The 17,578-nt window shown below is 55.0% G+C and carries 11 protein-coding genes and 2 pseudogenes; 7 read left to right on the forward strand and 6 right to left on the reverse strand.

What is annotated here, in order from left to right; translation table 11 throughout:
• The first annotated feature begins 51 nt into the window (after window positions 1–51).
• The 6 genes and pseudogenes from KI367_RS14005 (at window position 52) to KI367_RS14025 (ending at window position 7,407) form a co-directional block, all read left to right on the forward strand.
• A complete protein-coding gene (locus tag KI367_RS14005) occupies window positions 52–1,491 on the forward strand; it encodes an AcpB/EbpR/MafR family transcriptional regulator (RefSeq protein ID WP_212950375.1) in 1,440 nt (479 codons plus the stop codon).
• Window positions 1,492–1,626: 135 nt separating this feature from the next.
• Window positions 1,627–2,337, forward strand: coding sequence for a purine-nucleoside phosphorylase (gene deoD / locus KI367_RS14010; RefSeq protein ID WP_212950376.1), 711 nt, complete (start codon window positions 1,627–1,629; stop codon window positions 2,335–2,337).
• 54 nt (window positions 2,338–2,391) lie between these two features.
• Window positions 2,392–4,239, forward strand: a pseudogene (gene pelG / locus KI367_RS27160) (exopolysaccharide Pel transporter PelG); the annotation flags it as partial.
• Between the two features lie 447 nt (window positions 4,240–4,686).
• A pseudogene (locus KI367_RS27165) lies at window positions 4,687–5,997 on the forward strand (CotH kinase family protein); the annotation flags it as partial.
• Window positions 5,998–6,708 (forward strand): polyphosphate polymerase domain-containing protein, encoded by a 711-nt coding sequence (locus tag KI367_RS14020; protein ID WP_212950380.1) that lies wholly within the window; start codon window positions 5,998–6,000, stop codon window positions 6,706–6,708. It abuts the pseudogene before it with no gap.
• Window positions 6,709–6,726: 18 nt separating this feature from the next.
• Window positions 6,727–7,407: a DUF4956 domain-containing protein gene (locus KI367_RS14025; protein WP_212950382.1), complete on the forward strand. Its 681-nt coding sequence runs from the start codon at window positions 6,727–6,729 to the stop codon at window positions 7,405–7,407.
• A 135-nt stretch (window positions 7,408–7,542) separates the two neighbouring features.
• Here the strand turns inward: KI367_RS14025 and KI367_RS27170 are convergent, their stop codons facing one another.
• The 6 genes from KI367_RS27170 to KI367_RS14050 all read right to left on the reverse strand — a co-directional run bounded on the left by KI367_RS27170 (window position 7,543) and on the right by KI367_RS14050 (window position 15,018).
• Window positions 7,543–8,232 carry a rhamnogalacturonan acetylesterase gene (locus KI367_RS27170; protein ID WP_246536915.1) on the reverse strand — a complete coding sequence of 230 codons (690 nt, stop codon included), beginning with the start codon at window positions 8,230–8,232 and terminating at the stop codon, window positions 7,543–7,545.
• A 1-nt stretch (window position 8,233) separates the two neighbouring features.
• Window positions 8,234–8,998, reverse strand: coding sequence for an alpha/beta hydrolase (locus KI367_RS27175; RefSeq protein WP_246536916.1), 765 nt, complete (start codon window positions 8,996–8,998; stop codon window positions 8,234–8,236).
• Between the two features lie 13 nt (window positions 8,999–9,011).
• Window positions 9,012–10,421, reverse strand: a complete 1,410-nt coding sequence (uxaC, locus tag KI367_RS14035; protein WP_212950384.1) for a glucuronate isomerase — start codon at window positions 10,419–10,421, stop codon at window positions 9,012–9,014.
• Between the two features lie 594 nt (window positions 10,422–11,015).
• Window positions 11,016–12,503, reverse strand: coding sequence for a UxaA family hydrolase (locus KI367_RS14040; RefSeq protein WP_212950386.1), 1,488 nt, complete (start codon window positions 12,501–12,503; stop codon window positions 11,016–11,018).
• A gap of 16 nt (window positions 12,504–12,519) precedes the next feature.
• On the reverse strand, window positions 12,520–13,929 hold the full coding sequence (locus KI367_RS14045) for a tagaturonate reductase (RefSeq protein WP_212950388.1): 1,410 nt from the start codon (window positions 13,927–13,929) through the stop codon (window positions 12,520–12,522).
• 93 nt (window positions 13,930–14,022) lie between these two features.
• Entirely contained in the window at window positions 14,023–15,018 is a 996-nt protein-coding gene (locus KI367_RS14050) for a LacI family DNA-binding transcriptional regulator (RefSeq protein WP_212950389.1), read from the reverse strand.
• 272 nt (window positions 15,019–15,290) lie between these two features.
• On the opposite strand from KI367_RS14050, the gene KI367_RS14055 reads away from it, so the two are divergent.
• The gene (locus tag KI367_RS14055) at window positions 15,291–17,534 is read left to right on the forward strand and encodes a helix-turn-helix domain-containing protein (protein WP_212950391.1); all 2,244 of its coding nucleotides are present in this window, start codon (window positions 15,291–15,293) and stop codon (window positions 17,532–17,534) included.
• Window positions 17,535–17,578: the final 44 nt, after the last annotated feature.

The following is a 17,578-nucleotide window of genomic DNA, read 5'->3' on the forward strand; positions in this document are numbered from 1 at the left end:
AGGGATGTGCCGCGCTAGGGTCGGCGGAAAGCATCCGGCAAAGGTGATGACATGAATAAGGAATACAGGCAGCTGAAATCGCTGCTGAAGCTGCTGGACCGGGAAGAACGGTGGTTTACGTTCGCAGAGGTGGAAAGCGAGCTGGGCGTATCGGACAAATCCGTCCGCAAGATCGTCGAGTCCGCCGTCCCCCTGCTGCCCCCGTCCATGCAGATCGAGGTATCCAGGGGGAAAGGCATCATGTTCCGCCGGGACCGGCATGGGACAAGCATTCAGGAAGTTTTGGAACCGCTGCTTCGGGAAACGCCTTATTTCCGACTGATGCAGCGGTTGTTCATGCATGACGGCAAAACCTCCGCCGAGGAGGTAGCGGAAGAGCTGTACATGAGCTTTTCTTCGTTCAAAAAATGGATCGTCCAACTAAACCGTGACGAACTGCGCCCGTTTCAGCTGCGGATCACGTATGCGGCTCCGACGCTGAAAGGAAACGAAATCCATGTCCGCTATTTTTTATGGAAGCTGTTCACCGAGGCTTATCCTTATACCGGATGGCCTTTTTCGAATGCCGATTACGCGCGTCTGGACGGCTGGGTGACCGAGATCGAGCGGGAAAACGGAATGATTTATTTTTTGAACGCAAAACGGAGCTTAACGTTCCTGATCGCGATCGTGCTCGAAAGGATCAAGCAGGGGCACCGGGTTGCGCTCAAAAGCAGAAGCTACGCATGGGAACGCCATCCGTTTTTCGTTCCGGTCTCGAAGATGTCGGAAAAGCTGGCTGCGGCGTACGGCGTCGTGTTGCCCCGCGAAGAGGTTTATTTTTTGCAGTCGATGTTCAGCTTGAGCCAGTATCACGGCAAGGACGGGTTCCCTGTTTTCGGGGGAAGGGCCCTTGCTTCGGAGCAGGAAGACGATGCAGGAAGCCGGATGTCCGGCCTGCTCATTTCGATTCTGGAAAACGCATTTCCGGCGTTGAACGCCAGCTCCCGTTTCCTGGCCGAAATCCGGGAATTCATGGACAAGCTGCGCATCGATAACGCCATTCCCGAGCTGATGGCCGTCTCGCACAGCCACCTGACCGGGTATATCCGCGACAAAGAGCAGCCGATCTATGCGGCGGTATCGGAATGCATGCGGCAATGGCAGCGGAGTTTTCCCGAGCTCATGTACAACGACTATCATTTGACCAAACTGACGTTTATGGTCAGCGCAAGCCTTCGGTATAAAAGCAAAAAGGCATTTCTCATTATCGGCGAGGAATTTTCGGTTCGGCATTACGTCGCAAACCTGATCAAACGGGAAATCGGGGACGACCTGACGATCGAAACCTCGATTTTGCACGGGCTGACCGATGACATCATCCGGGAGCAGCAGATCGATTTCGTGATCAGCACGATGCCCGTCTCCTTGACGAGCGTGCCGACCGTTCTGATTTCGACCATTCCGACGAAAAGGGACCTGGAGAACATCCGCCAGGAGCTGATGTCGTAAATAGCGTGGTCCTTTTTCTTCCGTTTCCAACGGCAGCATTTGGGCTAGTTTCGGCCGCGGATTCCCTTTAAGATGACTACTGTAAGCGATCACAGAAACATCGCTCGCGAGTTTAATCCAAAGGGGAAATGCAACATGAGTATTCATCTGGGAGCCAATGCCGGAGACGTCGCGGAACGGGTGCTGCTGCCCGGCGATCCGCTGCGCGCCAAATTCGTGGCCGAACATTTTCTGGAAAACGTTCGGTGCTACAACGAGGTCAGGGGGATGTACGGCTTTACCGGGTTGTATAAAGGGGTTCCGGTTTCGGTGCAGGGGACGGGCATGGGAAATCCGTCGATGAGCATTTATGCCACCGAGCTGATCCAGGATTACGGGGCGAAAAAGCTCATCCGGATCGGCACCTGCGGCGCGATGCAGAAGGAGCTGCAAATCCGCGATATCGTGCTCGCGCAGGCGGTTTCTTCGGACAGCAACATGACGGAGAAAATTTTCCTCGGCTGCAACTATGCGCCGTCGGCGGATTTCGGCCTGCTGATGAAAGCGTACCAGGAGGCCGTGCGCCGCAGCGCTAACGTGTCCGTGGGGAATGTGTACAATTCCGACGAGTTTTACAGGGAGACGATGGCAAGGCTTCATAAATTCATGGAGTTCGGGGTGTTGGCCGTCGAGATGGAAAGCACGGCGCTGTATACGCTGGCCGCCAAATACGGGGTTCGGGCATTGACGATCCTGACGGTGGGAAGCCAGCTGCTGACGGGCGAACGCTCCGCGCATAGAGACAGCGAGCAGTCCTTTAATCTCATGGCGGAAATTGCGCTGGAGACCATTATAGCGGACGCGTAACGCTGTATATTCGGAAAATATTGTGATTTAATTCACAAAAAAGGGGGAGACATCATGAAATATGTGATCGCTCTGATTGGACTTGTCGTCGTGCTCGCGCTTGCCTGGCTCGTCAGCTCGGATAAGAAGAACATCAAATTCCGTCCGATTCTCGTCATGATTGCGCTGCAGATCGTGCTCGGACTGATTTTGCTGAAGACAAGCATCGGGGAATTTTTGGTCAGAGGTTTTGCCGACGGCTTCGCGAAAATTTTGAATTTTGCGAACGAAGGCACGGATTTCGTGTTTGGCGGCATCGTCAACGAAGGCATCCATTCGTTTTTTTTCCACGTCCTGATGCCGATCGTGTTCATGTCGGTGCTCATCGGCATTTTGCAGCATTATAAAATCCTGCCGTTTATCATTAAATACATCGGCCTTGCGCTCAGCAAGGTGAACGGGATGGGCAAGCTGGAGTCGTACAACGCGGTCGCTTCCGCCATCCTCGGCCAAAACGAAGTGTTTATTTCCTTCAAAAAGCAAATCGGCCTGCTGCCGCGGCAGCGGCTGTACACGCTGTGCGCATCCGCGATGTCGACCGTGTCCATGTCGATCGTCGGCTCGTACATGACGATGCTCAAGCCGGAATACGTCGTGGCCGCGCTGGTGCTCAACCTGTTCGGCGGATTCATTATCTCCTCGATTGTAAACCCTTACAAGGTGCAGCCGGAAGACGATATTCTCGAAGTGCAGGAAGAGACGAAGCAGACCTTTTTCGAAATGCTCGGCGAATATATCATGGACGGCTTTAAGGTGGTCGTCATCGTCGGCGTGATGCTGGTCGGATTCGTCGCCCTGATCTCCATGGTCAACGGGATTTTCAGCGGCGTGTTCGGCATTTCGTTCCAAAACATTCTCGGCTACGTGCTCGCTCCGTTTGCGTTCCTTATGGGCGTGCCATGGAATGAAGCGATCAAAGCCGGAAGCATTATGGCCACGAAAATCGTGGCTAACGAGTTTGTGGCGATGCTCGACTTCGTGAAGGTCCAAGGGGAATTCAGCGAACGCGCCAAAGCGATCGTTTCGGTGTTCCTCATCTCCTTCGCCAACTTCGGCTCGATCGGCACGATCGTCGGCGCGGTGAAGGGCCTCAACGAAAAACAGGGCAACGTGGTGGCCGGATTCGGGCTGAAGCTGTTGTACGGAGCGGCGTTGGTCAGCTTTTTGTCCGCGACGATCATCGGCCTCGTGTTTTTGTCTTATTTCAAAAAGTACCCGGCTTTGTTTTTGATCGGTTCGTGCATGTATGCGGGCATTTACGTCCACAGCATGGTGTTCTGGTTCAGCGATCACGGAATCGTGGTGGCGGGCAGGTACTACATATCCCCGGAATATGATCTGCCGGTATTTTATGCTTTTTTGTCCGTCATTCCGACCTTGGTCGCTTTTATCGTTTCGGTCGAAACGGAGTTTTACGAAAAATTTCAGGCCTACTACAAGCATGTGCTTGAAGGAGGGACCCTGCTCCAAATGGACGCTTCGAAAAAAGCGATGCAGCGGACGTTGATGCAGGAAATCAGCTTTTTGATGGAGGTTCAGCTGTTGTTTACGATCGTTTCCATTGCCATTGGCATGAAGCTGCTGCCGAGAATCGGATTTACGATGGCGCAGCTCGATTCGTTTAATATTTTGGTGCTGTCATATTTTCTTTTCATTATGATGTTTGTGACGCTGCTGCTCCTGCTGTACTTCGATGACCGGAAGGGCGCGGCGGCCATCAGTTCCCTTTTTATCGTGCTGAATGCCGGGCTCACGTATTGGACGCTTCGGCTCGAATATGACGGGCTCGGGATGTTTTACGCTTCCTTGGGCGGGCTTGCCCTCGTCTTGTTCCGGCTGATGTACGTCCTCAAAAATATCGATTATTACACGTTCTGTTCGCAGCCGATGCATCATCAGCGCAAATCCATGCGCTTCGGCAAGCCGACCGCGACGGTGATGGTGATCGCTTCGTCCATGCTGATCCTTTCCGCCTGTTCGGAACCCGCCGATGAGCCGAAATCCGTAGCCGGAAACGGGGTTTCGCAAGAAGCGCCAGCCGCTCCCCAGCCAACCGGCATCGAGGAAGATAAGCGCATCTACGAACGGGATCAGGATGATGCCTTGAAGGCTTTGTACGTGACGGTGCTGCCGCCGAAAGGCGACAACAAAAAAGGGCTCAGCTGGTACGGCCTGAACCGGAACACGGACCGCTACAGCGGGGACAAGCTGAACGTCATCATGCAGGAAGGCGCATCGGACGGCAGCGGGCCGAAGTCCGGCATGTTCGGGTACGGCGCGGATCACGCCAACGGGAGCATCAGCCTGCGGGGCAATACGGCCCGCTATGCTTCCCAGAAATCCTACAAAATCAAGCTGTTCGACGAAGCGGGATTGTGGCAGGACCAGCGGTCGATCAATTTGAACAAGCATTCGGCCGATTTGTCCCGCCTGCGCAACAAGCTGAGCTTCGATCTGTTCGAGACGATTCCGAATTTTACGAGCCTGCGCACCGGATTCGTTCATTTATACGTCAAGGATCTCTCGGAAGGCGGATCGCAGCAAACGTTCCAGGATTACGGCCTTTACACGCAAATCGAGCAGCCGAACGAAAAGTTTCTGAAATCCCACTGGCTGGATCCTTACGGCCAACTGTATAAGGTCACGTTTTTCGAGTTCCAGCGTTATCCGGAACAAATCAAGCTGCAATCGGACCCGGCTTACGACAAAAAGGCCTTCGAGTCGATTTTGGAGATCAAGGGCAGGGAAGACCACGAGAAGCTGATCCGGATGCTGGATGACGTCAATAACATGACCATTCCGATCGACCAAGTGATCGAAAAGCATTTTGACCTCGACAATTATTTGACCTGGCTTGCGGTAAACATTTTGACCGATAACATGGATACCGACGCGAACAACTTCTATTTGTATTCGCCGCTGAATTCGGAAAAATGGTATTTCCTGCCATGGGATTATGACGGAGGCTGGGGGCTGCAGCGGAACTTGAAGAGCATCAGCCCTTACCAAAGCGGCATCAGCAACTATTGGGGCAGCACGCTTCATAACCGGTTTTTCCGCAGCACAGAACATGTCGAATTGCTGAAAAAGAAAATCGAGGACATCTCGAAAAATTACATCAACAAAAACACGGTGGAGCAACAGCTCGCCAAATATAAAAACATGGTGGAGCCTTTCGCCAAACGTTCGCCGGATGTGCAGTATCTCCCGGGCAAACTAAGCGAGCTTTCGCAGGATTACGAGCGGATCGTTTCGACGCCGGAAACGGGATACAAGCTGTTCCTGGAAGATCTGGAAAAACCGAAGCCGTTTTACATGGACGAGGTGGACGAGCAAGAAGGAGGAGCCTTCCGCTTTTCTTGGGAAATATCGTTTGATTTGCAGGGAGACGACCTGACTTACGATTGGACGCTGGCGACCGACCCGAACTTTGCGAATATCGTCGCCCAAAAGAAAGGGCTGGCGCAAAACAACGTCACGATCCCGAAACTTTCGCCGAACACCTATTATTGGAAAGTGGTCGCGCGCGATAGCAAGGGGCATTCGCAGATTTCGTTCGACAGTTTCGAAGACGAGGAAGGCACCCCTTATTACGGCGTGAGGAAGTTCGAGGTGGATTAAATGGAGTTTCAGGGGAACAAGCTGCGCCATGAGTTGAAATATTATTTGCACATGCACGAATATTTGGCGCTAAGGCACCGGATATCCGCCGCGATGACGATGGACCGGAATTCCGTCGACGCGGAAGGATACGGCATTCGGAGCCTCTATTTCGACGGAGTCCATCAGCATTCCTTATATGATAAAAACAACGGCATCTTCCGCCGGAACAAATACCGGATCCGCATCTACAACGGGAGCGACGCAAAAATCACGCTGGAGCGGAAAAGCAAATACGGCGATTATATCAGCAAGGAATCCGCGCCTTTATCCAAAGAGGAGTACGGGCTTATTCTGCAAGGGGATCCGTCCTGCCTGTCGGCCAAGGAACATCCGCTGCTGAAGGAATTTTACGTCTCGCTTGCGCATTACGGGTTCCGCCCTTCCGTCATCGTGGATTATACCCGGGAGGCTTACGTGTACGAGATGGGAAACGTCCGCGTGACGTTCGACAAAAGGCTGGCCGCAGGCATCAATACCGTCGATTTGTTCGACCCGGCCCTCGTTTTGGAAGAAGCGTTGTCTCCGGCGCTGACCATCATGGAAATCAAATACGATTCCTTTCTGCCGGACGGCATCCGGCAAATCATTCAGCCCCAAGCGCATGTGCGATCCGCCATTTCGAAGTTCGTCATTTGCCGGGAAGTGGGCGTCAAACATTTTAAAGACTAACGTTCAGGAGGAACTGCAGTGGGGGATAACCTAAATTTTCAGGATCTTTTCAAAAAAAGCGTGCTTCATTTGGAGGCGTTCCGCGATATTTCGTATATCGATTTGTTTTTGGGCCTGATTTCATCGTTTGCGATCGGCATGTTTATTTTTTGGATATACAAAAAAACCTTCAGAGGCGTCGTGTACAGCTACAACTATAACGTGTCCTTCGTCCTGATGACGATGATCACGACATTGATCATCATGACGATCAGCACGAACATCGTGTTGTCGCTCGGGATGGTCGGCGCGCTCAGCATCGTGCGCTTCCGGACGGCGGTGAAAGATCCGCTGGATATCGTATACATGTTTTGGTCCATTGCGGCAGGTATCGCCTGCGGCGCCAAAGTGTATCCGGCCGCATTGATCGGCTCCGCGGTGTTCGGAATCGTCTTGATCTGGTTGGCCAGAAAAAAGGTGAAGGAAATGCCTTATTTGCTGATCATTCGGCATACCGAAGCCGCGGCGGACGAGGTAAGGGTGCATTTGCGCAAGCTTGCGGGCACGCTGAAATCGAAAACCGTACGCAAAGAATACACGGAAATTACGTACGAGGTGCGGATTCGCGACGACAATACGGCATTTGTCAATGAAATCAGCGCGGTAAAAGGCGTGCAGGACGCATCGCTGATCAATTATACCGGCGATTATGCGCAGTAAACCGTTCGACAATTTCCCCGGAAATAAATCAAAGATTTCAGGGCCGTTTTTTGGCCGGAGAACATAACATTAAGGGCTTCCTTGGGTCGTTTTCACGACGCCGGGAAGCCCTTTTGATGTCTCTATAGGGAACATTTAGCGGCTTGCGGCCCGCAACAAGGCAGACAGGGGAGCGACCGTTTCCATTGCCTCGGCGACCAGCTTCGCGATTTGCCGTGCGCCTTCCTCCGAAAAATGGGTATCGTCAGCGACTCCTTCAGGGTAGTTGGGATGCCGGTTGGGCGGCAGGTGCATAAACAAGGTTTTGGTCGCATCCGCTCCCAAATCGCGGTATAAACGCTGGGAAGCCGCAAAAACGTCAAGCAGCAGCGTCCCGGTTGCCGCCGCAACCTCCCGCATGGCGGCCGGATAGGGCCCGACCGCCAGCGGATCGGGAAGGCCGTCGGCGGCAAAACGCCGCCGGCTGACGGAAGTGAGCAAAACCGGCGTGGCTCCGCGCCGTTTGGCCGAAGCGATGAACAGCATTAAATTGCTGCGGTAGTCGGTATCGGGATCCGTGTAGCGCGAAGGGTCTTCCTTTTTTTCGTCGTTATGGCCGAACTGGATCATGACGATGTCGCCGTCCCGAAGCTCGGCTTCGATGGCGGCCCACCGTCCTTCCTCCAGAAAGGACTTCGTGCTCCGGCCATTGACGGCGCGGTTGTCGATGCGAAGCGAAGGGGTTACAAAATGATGCAGGTATTCGCCCCAGCCCGCCATCGGTTTCTGGGAAGCATCCTTTGCGGCTGCGGTCGAATCGCCGGCGATATACAGCGTTTGCGGCATTTTAGGTCTCCTCCTTCACAAAATGATGCTGCCGCAGCCAGGTTTTGAGGCATTCGAGCCATTGCCGGCAGGACGGATTCGCATCGGACAGCCCGAGTCCATGGCGTCCGTCCTCGAACACGTGCAGCTCGAACGGAACGCCGGCCTTGGACAAAGCTGCGGCAAACCGCAGGCTGTTCTCCACGGGGACGGCGGCGTCGTTTGCCGTTGTCCACAGGAACGTCGGCGGCGTGTCGGCCGTTACCCGGCGGTCGGAGGAGTACCTTTGGATGTCTTCGGGCGAAAGGCGTTGACGGAGAAACCGCTCGCGGCTTCCTTGATGCGTGTACAATTCTTCGAACGTGATGACCGGATACGACAGGATGAGGAGATCGGGTTTGGACGAGGCGGTCGTGGCCGTGATCGATGCCAAATGACCGCCGGCGGAAAAGCCGATCATTCCGATCCGATTCGGGTTCACTCGGAACGCCTTGTCTCCGGTACGGGCCCATGCGATGGCGTCGGCAACGTCCCGAATCAAAGCCTCGGGGTCCAGAGGCTCCAGTTGATAATGCAGCACCCCGGCATGCATGCCGAGAGCGTTGAACCACTTGGCGATCGGCTCGCCCTCGTGCGGGGCCAGGTGCTGGTAGCCTCCGCCCGGGAGAACAAGCATAAACGGCAATTCCCGGCCCGAATCATTCTCAGCCGGGTAGAGCCAAAGAGAGGAGCCCGGAGACGCTTGGGTCTCCGGAGCTCCTTCCAGATGACGGCGAATGTGCAGCATGGCCGAGTCCTCCTTATTCGGCGGCTACGGCAGCCGGGAAGCCGAAATACGCCGCGGCGTTGCGATAGGCGATGTCCTCGACCATTTGCCCGAGCAGCGCCATGTCGTCCGGCGCTTCGCCGCGCTCCGCCCATTCGCCGATCAGCTCGCACAGCACCCGGCGGAAATATTCATGCCGCGTGTAGGACAAAAAGCTGCGCGAATCCGTTAACATGCCGACGAAACGGGACAGCAGGCTGTTGTCGGCAAACATCGTCAGCTGATGCCGCATGCCGCTGCGGGTGTCGTTGTACCACCAGCCGGAGCCGAGCTGCATTTTGCCCGGCGTATCCTTTTGGTAGCAGCCCATCAGCGCGAGCAGGGACGGATAATCGTTCGGATTCAGCGAATACAGGATCGTTTTCGGCAGACCTTGCGCGCTTTCGGCGCGGTCGAGCAGGCGGGACAGGGATTCGGTAAGCGGCAAATCGTTTAAGCCGTCGTACCCGGTATCCGGCCCGAGGCGGTTGAACATGACGGTATTGTTGTTGCGGTATGCATGGATATGCAGCTGCATCGTCCAATTTTTTTCATGATACATGCCGATCAATGCCGACAGGAGTTCGGTCCGGTACACGGTAATTTCGGATGGGGAAAGCTCCGAACCTGCAAGTCTTTTCGCGAAAATGCTTTCCACCGCGGCGGCGTCGCCCGCTTCGTAGCGCAGCACGTCGAGCGCATGGTCGGAGAGGCGGCAGCCCTGCTCATGGAAAAAGTCGACGCGCTGCTTCAGCGCCTCCGTCAGCGCCGCATAAGAACGAACCTGAACGCCCGCGGCCTGCTCCAAACGCCCGAGCCACTCGATAAATCCTGGCGCATCGATGTTCAGCGCTTTGTCCGGACGGAATGCGGGGAGCACTTGGAAGTCCTGCTCCTCTTTTCTGAGCAGCTGATGATATTCCAGGGAATCCGCCGGGTCGTCGGTCGTGCAGACGATTTTGACGTTTGAATTTTTGATGATGCTGCGGCGCCGGAACGCCGGGGTGGCCAGCTTGCGGTTCACTTCGTCCCAGATCCGCGGCGCGGATTCCTCGTTCAGCAGCTCCTCGATGCCGAAAAAGCGGCGAAGCTCCAGATGGGTCCAGCTGTACAGCGGATTGCCCACCGTTTTCGGCACGGTGACCGCCCAGGCCATAAACTTGTCGTAATCCGAGGCGTCCCCGGTAATATGCGATTCGGGAATGCCGTTGGCGCGCATCAGCCGCCATTTGTAATGGTCGCCGGAAAGCCAAGCTTCGGTCAGGTTGCGGAACGGCTTGTTTTCGTAAATTTCCTTCGGATCGAGGTGGCAGTGGTAATCGATGATCGGCATTTCTTTGGCATGCTGATGGAACAGCGTGCGCGCGGTGTCGGTCGTCAGCAAAAAGTTATCGTTCAAAAACATGTCGGCATCCCCTTTATAAATAAATGATTTAGGATAAGTCGGAATAACCCTCGAAGCTTAGGTTTCACTTTGTGGGGTGTATTTGTTTGGATCCGGGCCCCCGCAAAGTAATGGGAATTATCTTCAAAGCATTCACTTCACTTTGTGTGGTGCTTTTTGTTTTGTTCGGGGCCCCCGCAAAGTAATCGGAATTATCTTCAAAGCATTCACTTCACTTTGTGTGGTGCTTTTTGTTTTGTTCGGGGCCCCCGCAAAGTAATCGGAATTATCTTCAAAGCATTCACTTCACTTTGTGTGGTGCTTTTTGTTTAGTTCGGGGCCCCCGCAAAGTAATCGGAATTATCTTCAAAGCATTCACTTCACTTTGTGGGGTGTATTTGTTTAGTTCGGGGCCCCCGCAAAGTAATCGGAATTATCTTCAAAGCATTCACTTCACTTTGTGGGGTGTATTTGTTTTGTTCGGGGCCCTCGCAAAGTAATCGGAATAACCTTCGAAGCATTCATTTCACTTTGTGGGGTGTATTTGTTTTGTTCGGGGCCCCCGCAAAGTAATCGGAATAACCTTCGAAGCATTCACTTCACTTTGTGGGGTTGTTAAAGCGTGACCCCGGTTTTGAAGATGGCCAGCTCGCGCACGTCGTTTTGCTCGTTTCGGGTTTTCCGGCCGCTGGCGACTTCGATTACGTATGTGATAAATTGCTCCAATATGTCGGCCATCGGGGTTTCGAGCAGCGGCCCGGCGTTAAAGTCCATCCAGTGGCCTTTTTTGGCGTACAGCTCGTTGTTGGTCGCGATTTTCACCGTCGGCACGAAGCTGCCGAAAGGCGTGCCGCGTCCGGTCGTAAAAAGGACCAGATGGCAGTCCGATGCGGCCAGGGCGGAGGAAGCGACAAGGTCGTTGCCCGGCGCCTGCAGCAGGCTCAAACCTTTTTTGCGGAGCTTTTCGCCGTATTGCAGGACGTCGACGACGGGCGCCGTTCCGGCTTTTTGCGTGCAGCCGAGCGATTTGTCCTCGAGCGTGCTGATGCCTCCCGCTTTATTGCCGGGGGAAGGGTTTTCGTACACCGGTTCGCCGTGCGACAGGAAATATTGCTTGAAATTTTGGATGAGCTCGACGATGGATCGGTAAACCTCTTCGTTTTCCGCGCGGGCCATCAGCATTTTTTCGGCGCCGAACATTTCCGGCACCTCGGTCAGGACCGTCGAACCGCCCTGGGAAATAAGGAAATCGGAAAAGGCGCCCAGCAGCGGATTCGCCGTAATGCCCGAAAATCCGTCGGAGCCGCCGCATTTGAGTCCCACGTTCAATTCGCTGATCGGCACCGGCTCGCGGCGGTCGGTTTTCGCGGCTTCATGCAGCTCTTCCAGCAGCGCAAGACCCGCTTCGACTTCGTCGCCGACCTCCTGCGCCACCAGGAACTTTACGCGCGCCTCGTCATAATCGCCGAGCAGGCTGCGGAACTCGGCAACGACGTTGTTTTCGCAGCCGAGCCCAAACACAAGGACGCCCCCGGCGTTCGGATGTTTGACGGCATCCAGCAGGATGCTGCGGGTCTGGCGGTGATCGTCGCCGAGCTGGGAGCAGCCGTAAGGGTGCTTGAGGATGGTGACGTTATCGAACGGGCCCAAATCGGGATGGAGCGCCTTAAATTCCTGCAGCATTTGCTCGGCGATGCCGTTTACGCAGCCGACGGTCGGCACGATGAACAGGTCGTTGCGGATGCCGACGCCGCCGTTTTTCCGGCGGTAACCCTGAAAGGTCAGGCCGCGCGGCGGATAGGAGATCGGATGCAGGTCGGGCACGTATTCATATTTTTCCTCGCCGCTCAGGTTCGTTTTCATGTTATGGGTGTGCACCCATTCGCCGGGTTCGATCGCACTGGCGGCATGGCCGATCGGATAACCGTATTTGGTGATCATGTCGCCGGGCTCGAACCGGGCAAGCGCGATTTTATGCCCCTGGGGAATATCCGAAAGGGCCGTCAGCGGCCGATCCAGGCCGGTGATCGCTTCCCCGGCGGCAATCGGGCGGAGGGCGACGGCAACGGTGTCCCGCGGGTTTAATTTCAGCCATTGTTTCATTGGGAACCTCCTATTCCTATACCAGTTGTTGTAACGCCGCTCGGCTGCCGGACTGCTCCAACTGCCGGATTCGTTCCTCGACGGCGGGGACCAGGCCCGGGATGAGCGAGAGGTTTTCCCCCCACAAGCTTTCGTTCCCCAAAATGGTCTCGGCGAAAGTATCGGGACGGCTCCAAGCCTCGTCAAAGGCGGCGATCGCCCCGGGAACGTCCTTGCGCGGCACGCGGTCGCCCCGGTAACTGAGCAGCAGCGCGGCAAAAGACAACGTCAACAGCGGCGGGAGCTCTCCCTTGGCGCCGGCGTATTTCCGGAGGATCGGCAGCAGGCGGGCGTTGAACTTCGAAATGCTGTTAAGCGAGATCGACGCCAGTTCGTGCCGGATAAAGGGATTGCTGAAACGCTCCCGGATATCCTTCGCGTAGGCGAGCACATCGGCTTGCGGAAGATCGAGCATAGGGGCGATTTCCTTTTCCATGAGGTCCCGCACGAACCCCGAGAAACCATCATCTTTCATGACGTCCTCCACCGTTTCCAATCCGGCCAGCAATCCGAGCGGTACCATGGCGGTGTGGGGACCGTTAAGCAGGTGGACTTTGCGTTCGCGATAAGGCGTCATGTCGCCGGTGAACAGCACGTTCAGTCCGGCGCGGTCCAGCGGCAGCCGTTCAGGCAGCCACGAAGGGCCTTCGATGACCCACAGCAGATAGGGCTCGGATGCGACCATGAGATCGTCTTTGTAGCCGAGCTCGCGCTCCAGGCTTTCGGCCTCGCCGCGCGGATACCCGGGGACGATCCGGTCGACCAGGCTGCAGCAGAAGGTATTTTCCGCATCGAGCCAGGCCATGAACGCTTCGCCCAGCTGCCATTCCCGCGCATACCGCTGCACAAGCTGCTTGAGCTGCTCCCCGTTGCGGTCGACAAGCTCGCAGGGGATGATCACGAATCCTTTTTTGCCGAGCGCAAAACGCCTGAACAGCAGCGCCGTCAGTTTGCCCGGAAAGCTGAGGGGAGGACGGTCTCCGGCTTCATCCCGCGCATCGTAGGCGATGCCGGCTTCCGTTGTGTTCGAGGTGATGAACTCCAGGGAATCGTCCTCCGCCAGCGCGAGGAAGTCGTCAAACTGCTGATAAGGGTTGATGACGCGGGTCACGCAGGAGACGATCTCCCGGGAATTGACGGTTTGCCCCTGGAAAATGCCGTTTTGCAACACGGTATATAGCCCATCCTGCCTGTTGATCGCATCCGCTTGCCCGCCCGGCGTCGGCTGGACGACGACCGCGCTGCCTTGGAACAGCCCTTGGCGGTTCATCTGCTGCAGCTGCCAATCGACGAAAGCGCGCATGAAGTTGCCCGCGCCGAATTGGATCATTCGTTCGGGGTATGCAGGCAGTTCGGGGAACAGGCTTCTGGAGAGTTGCTGCGCCATTCAAAGATCATCTCCTTATTCAAATAGATAAGTCACGCTGTTCATGCACACGTTAACATTTTGATTGAAAAATAGAGGCCTCTGATGCATCGGTCATACAGAAGCCACGCTCTGGCGCACGACCAGCGAGGTTTTTACGAAAAGGCGCTGAGGTTCGCAATCCGGTTCCTTCATCAGCTCGATCAACTTGGTCGTGCCGAGCTTGCTGATTTCGGCCACGGGCCGATGGATGGTCGTCAGCGCCGGGTTCGTGTACCGGGCGAACACGATATTGTCGAACCCGATCAGGGACATTTGCTCCGGAATCGCAACCCCTCCGGCGTAACAAGCGTTCATGGCCCCGATGGCCATGTCGTCGTTCGCGCAAAAGACGACGGTAGGCGGATCCGGAAGGGACAGCAGCGAGGCCATCGCCTCATAACCGCTTTCGATGCCGTAGTCGCCCGCCGCAAAATATTCCGGGACGAGCGGCATCCGGTTGGCGATCAGGCTGTCCAGAAAACCCTGTTTGCGTTCGGATGACGATTTGAAGCCCGCTTTCCCTTCGATGATGGCGAATTTCCGGTGTCCCTGCGCCGCGGCGTAATCGATCGCCTCTTTGACGCCTTCGCGGTCATCGGCCACGACGTTCATGATGCCGGGGTCCTCAAGCTGCCGGTTCAGCACGACGAGCGGAATGCCCATTTTTTTGACGTGATAAATGAAGGCGTTGTCCGCGTCGCTTTGGCTCATGACGAGAATGCCGTCGAAGCGCTGCGGCAAAATGGCGTCGAAATGCTTGATGCCGTCGATGCCGTGCACGGTCAGGTTGTAATTTTCGTCCAGCACGTGGTGGATGCCCTTCATCGCGTCGACGAGAAAGCTTGACGAAGTGCCTTGGTCGATGCTCGAGAAAAACAGTCCGATCGTGTACGACCTTCTCATCACCAGGCTTTTGGCGCTGTAGTTGGGGATGTAGTTCATCTCGGCGGCGATTTTTTCGATTTTGTCGCGGGTTTCCTTTTTGATGAGAGGGCTTCCGTTAAGGGCCCTGGAAACGGTGGTGTGGGAAACGCCCGCGACGCGGGCGATATCTTTTATCGTAATCATTGCTACCTCTGGTCTTCCTGAATGGATGGAATCGGGTCATTCCTGACGGAGCCGGTCGCGTCCCCAAACCCAAGAACACGTTCCCGGATTTGAGCGCTTGCTTGATCCAGGCGCCGATAGGCGCTGCCCGTTTGTTCACGCTTTCAGTTTAAGTTCTTGCCATTCCCAAGTCAAGGAAAATCAAAGAAAATGCACACGTGAAAAATCATTTGTCAATAACATGATGTAAACGCTATAATTGGAACCAAAGACGCAGTTAAAGGAGTATTTCGATGAAAAAAGGCCGCATGTTTTACAAAACCTTCATACCGATCCTGGTACTCGGCGTCGGGCTTGTCATCAGCTTCGGAGCCTATATTTACGTCAATACGACCCATTCCGTCGTGGACAGGGTTTCAAGCAGCAAGCAGAGCTTCATTTCGCAAACGAAAAATTCCTTGGAACAGAAAATCCAAACGATCGAATACGCCTTCAATACATACAGCACGACCAGCTCGTTCGAATCCGTCGTCAAAAACCCGATCACCGAAAAAGACTTCGAGGCATACCGCAACGTCAACACCCAGCTGAACTACATTGCCACGATGGGGCTGGAGGGCACGGAATATTCGCTGATCAGCCTGGCCCAAAACTGGAAAATCTCCAACGGCAAGCTTTCCTATTTGACGGAGGCGGACCGCAAGGCGCTGTACGACACTTACATTAACGGCCAGGAGCGGGGGCTCTTCTGGATGAAAACGAAGGACGGCATCCGTTTCGTCAATACGCTGCCCGCGTTTTCGACCAAAAAGCAGGCGATCGCCCTGTCCGACATTTCGCTCGCCACCCTGGACAACACGCTGAAAACCGAAGAGAACACGCCGATCATCATTCTGAACAAACAGGGCGAGCTGATGTACGAGACGGGCCCGGAAGACAAACGGCTGACGAAGGAGCAGCTTGCGGGCATCGCCAAATCGGTCGGCACGGAGCACCGGACCGGGACGGTGACGGTACCGGACGCGGGGGACGGCCCCGTCAAAGCGATTTATGCAAGATCCAGCTACAACAACTGGACTTACGTGACGCTGCTCGACCAGAAGGAAATATCCGAGGCGCTCAAGACGACCAAGTTCGGCTTGATCATGATGGGATTCGTCATTACCGTCTTTATCGTCATCATCGCCTATATGATCGCCGTTTACTTCAACAAACCGCTGCAGCAAATCCAGCGCAGCCTGCCCAAACATCCGCATCCGTCCTTCAAAAACGAAGTCGAATGGATTTTGCACTCCATCAACCGGATCGTCACCGAAAAAGAAAACCTGGAAAACCTGATCGAAGCCGAACTGCCGCAGCTTGAAACGCAGCTGATCTTGAACTTATTCCGCAACAGGGTCACCCCTGAAGAGCTGGAACGGATCATGCCGCGGTTCGGGTACGAAAAAATCGAAAAGCCGCGTTATGTCACGATGCTGATCCAAATGGACAGCTACGGCGGACGCGAGGCGGCGGATAAGGATTTGCTGCTGTTTGCCATCAACAAGATGGTGGAAGAGATCGTGCCGAAGGAATCGAGGCTGTTGCCGATCCTGTTGAACGACAAAACCCAGGCGACGATCCTGGTTTTTGACGGCACCGGCGAGCAGGAGATCCGAAAGCAGGTTCTGGATTACGCCAAGACGATCATGAAAGCGGTTCGCGAATACCTGAAGGTGTCGGTCAGCTTCGGCATCAGCCAAACGTACGACCGGCTCTGGGAAAGCAAGGAAGCCTGCGAAATGAGCAAGCAGGCGCTGCACCATCGGCTGAACCTCGGCAAGGAATCGATCATTTTTTACGAAGACATGGCCATGCTGGTATCCGGCCCGGCGCTGCTCCATTATCCGACCGAGCTGGAATCCCAGCTGTTCGACGCGATCCGGCTTGGAGACGAAGAGCAGGTGCCCCGTTTCCTGTATCCGCTGCTGGCGGAAATGATGAAAAAGAACAACAATTCGATGAACTTCGAAGTGGCGCTCGTGCGTTTCGTGAACAACCTGATCCAGCTGGAGCAGCTGCTGGGCGTCGAGGTGCTGATGACGAAGGACAACCACGCGCTGTACCACCGGTTGCTCGACATCCGGAACCCGGAGGAAATCGAACGCATTTTGGTGCAGGAAGTCATTTTGCCGATGGTCAAAAGCATGAAGGAAAAAACGAACCAGCAGTTCCGTTCCTTGTCCGAAAAAATCGCCGCGATCGTCCGGGCCGAATACGACCAGGAGTTATCCCTGGAATGGATCGCCGACCGCCTTCATTATAATCCCAACTATTTAAGCAGCATCTTCAAAAAGGAATTCGGCATGACGTTCAGCGAATATTTGATGAATTACCGGCTCGAAATGGCCAAAAAATGGCTCGTGGAAACCGACATGACGATCAAAGACATCGCCGAACGCCTGCAGTACCACAATTCCCAAAATTTCATCCGATCGTTCCGCAAAAAAGAACATGTTACCCCGGGTTCGTACCGCAAGCTGAAGCAGGCGCAGTAGCCGGGGCCGGTCGTCAAGAAGTCTTGTTTTCACGCATCGAATGC

It is taken from the genome of Paenibacillus cookii, from assembly GCF_018333375.1.
In the GTDB taxonomy this organism is placed as follows: Bacteria; Bacillota; Bacilli; order Paenibacillales; family Paenibacillaceae; genus Paenibacillus_AQ; species Paenibacillus_AQ cookii.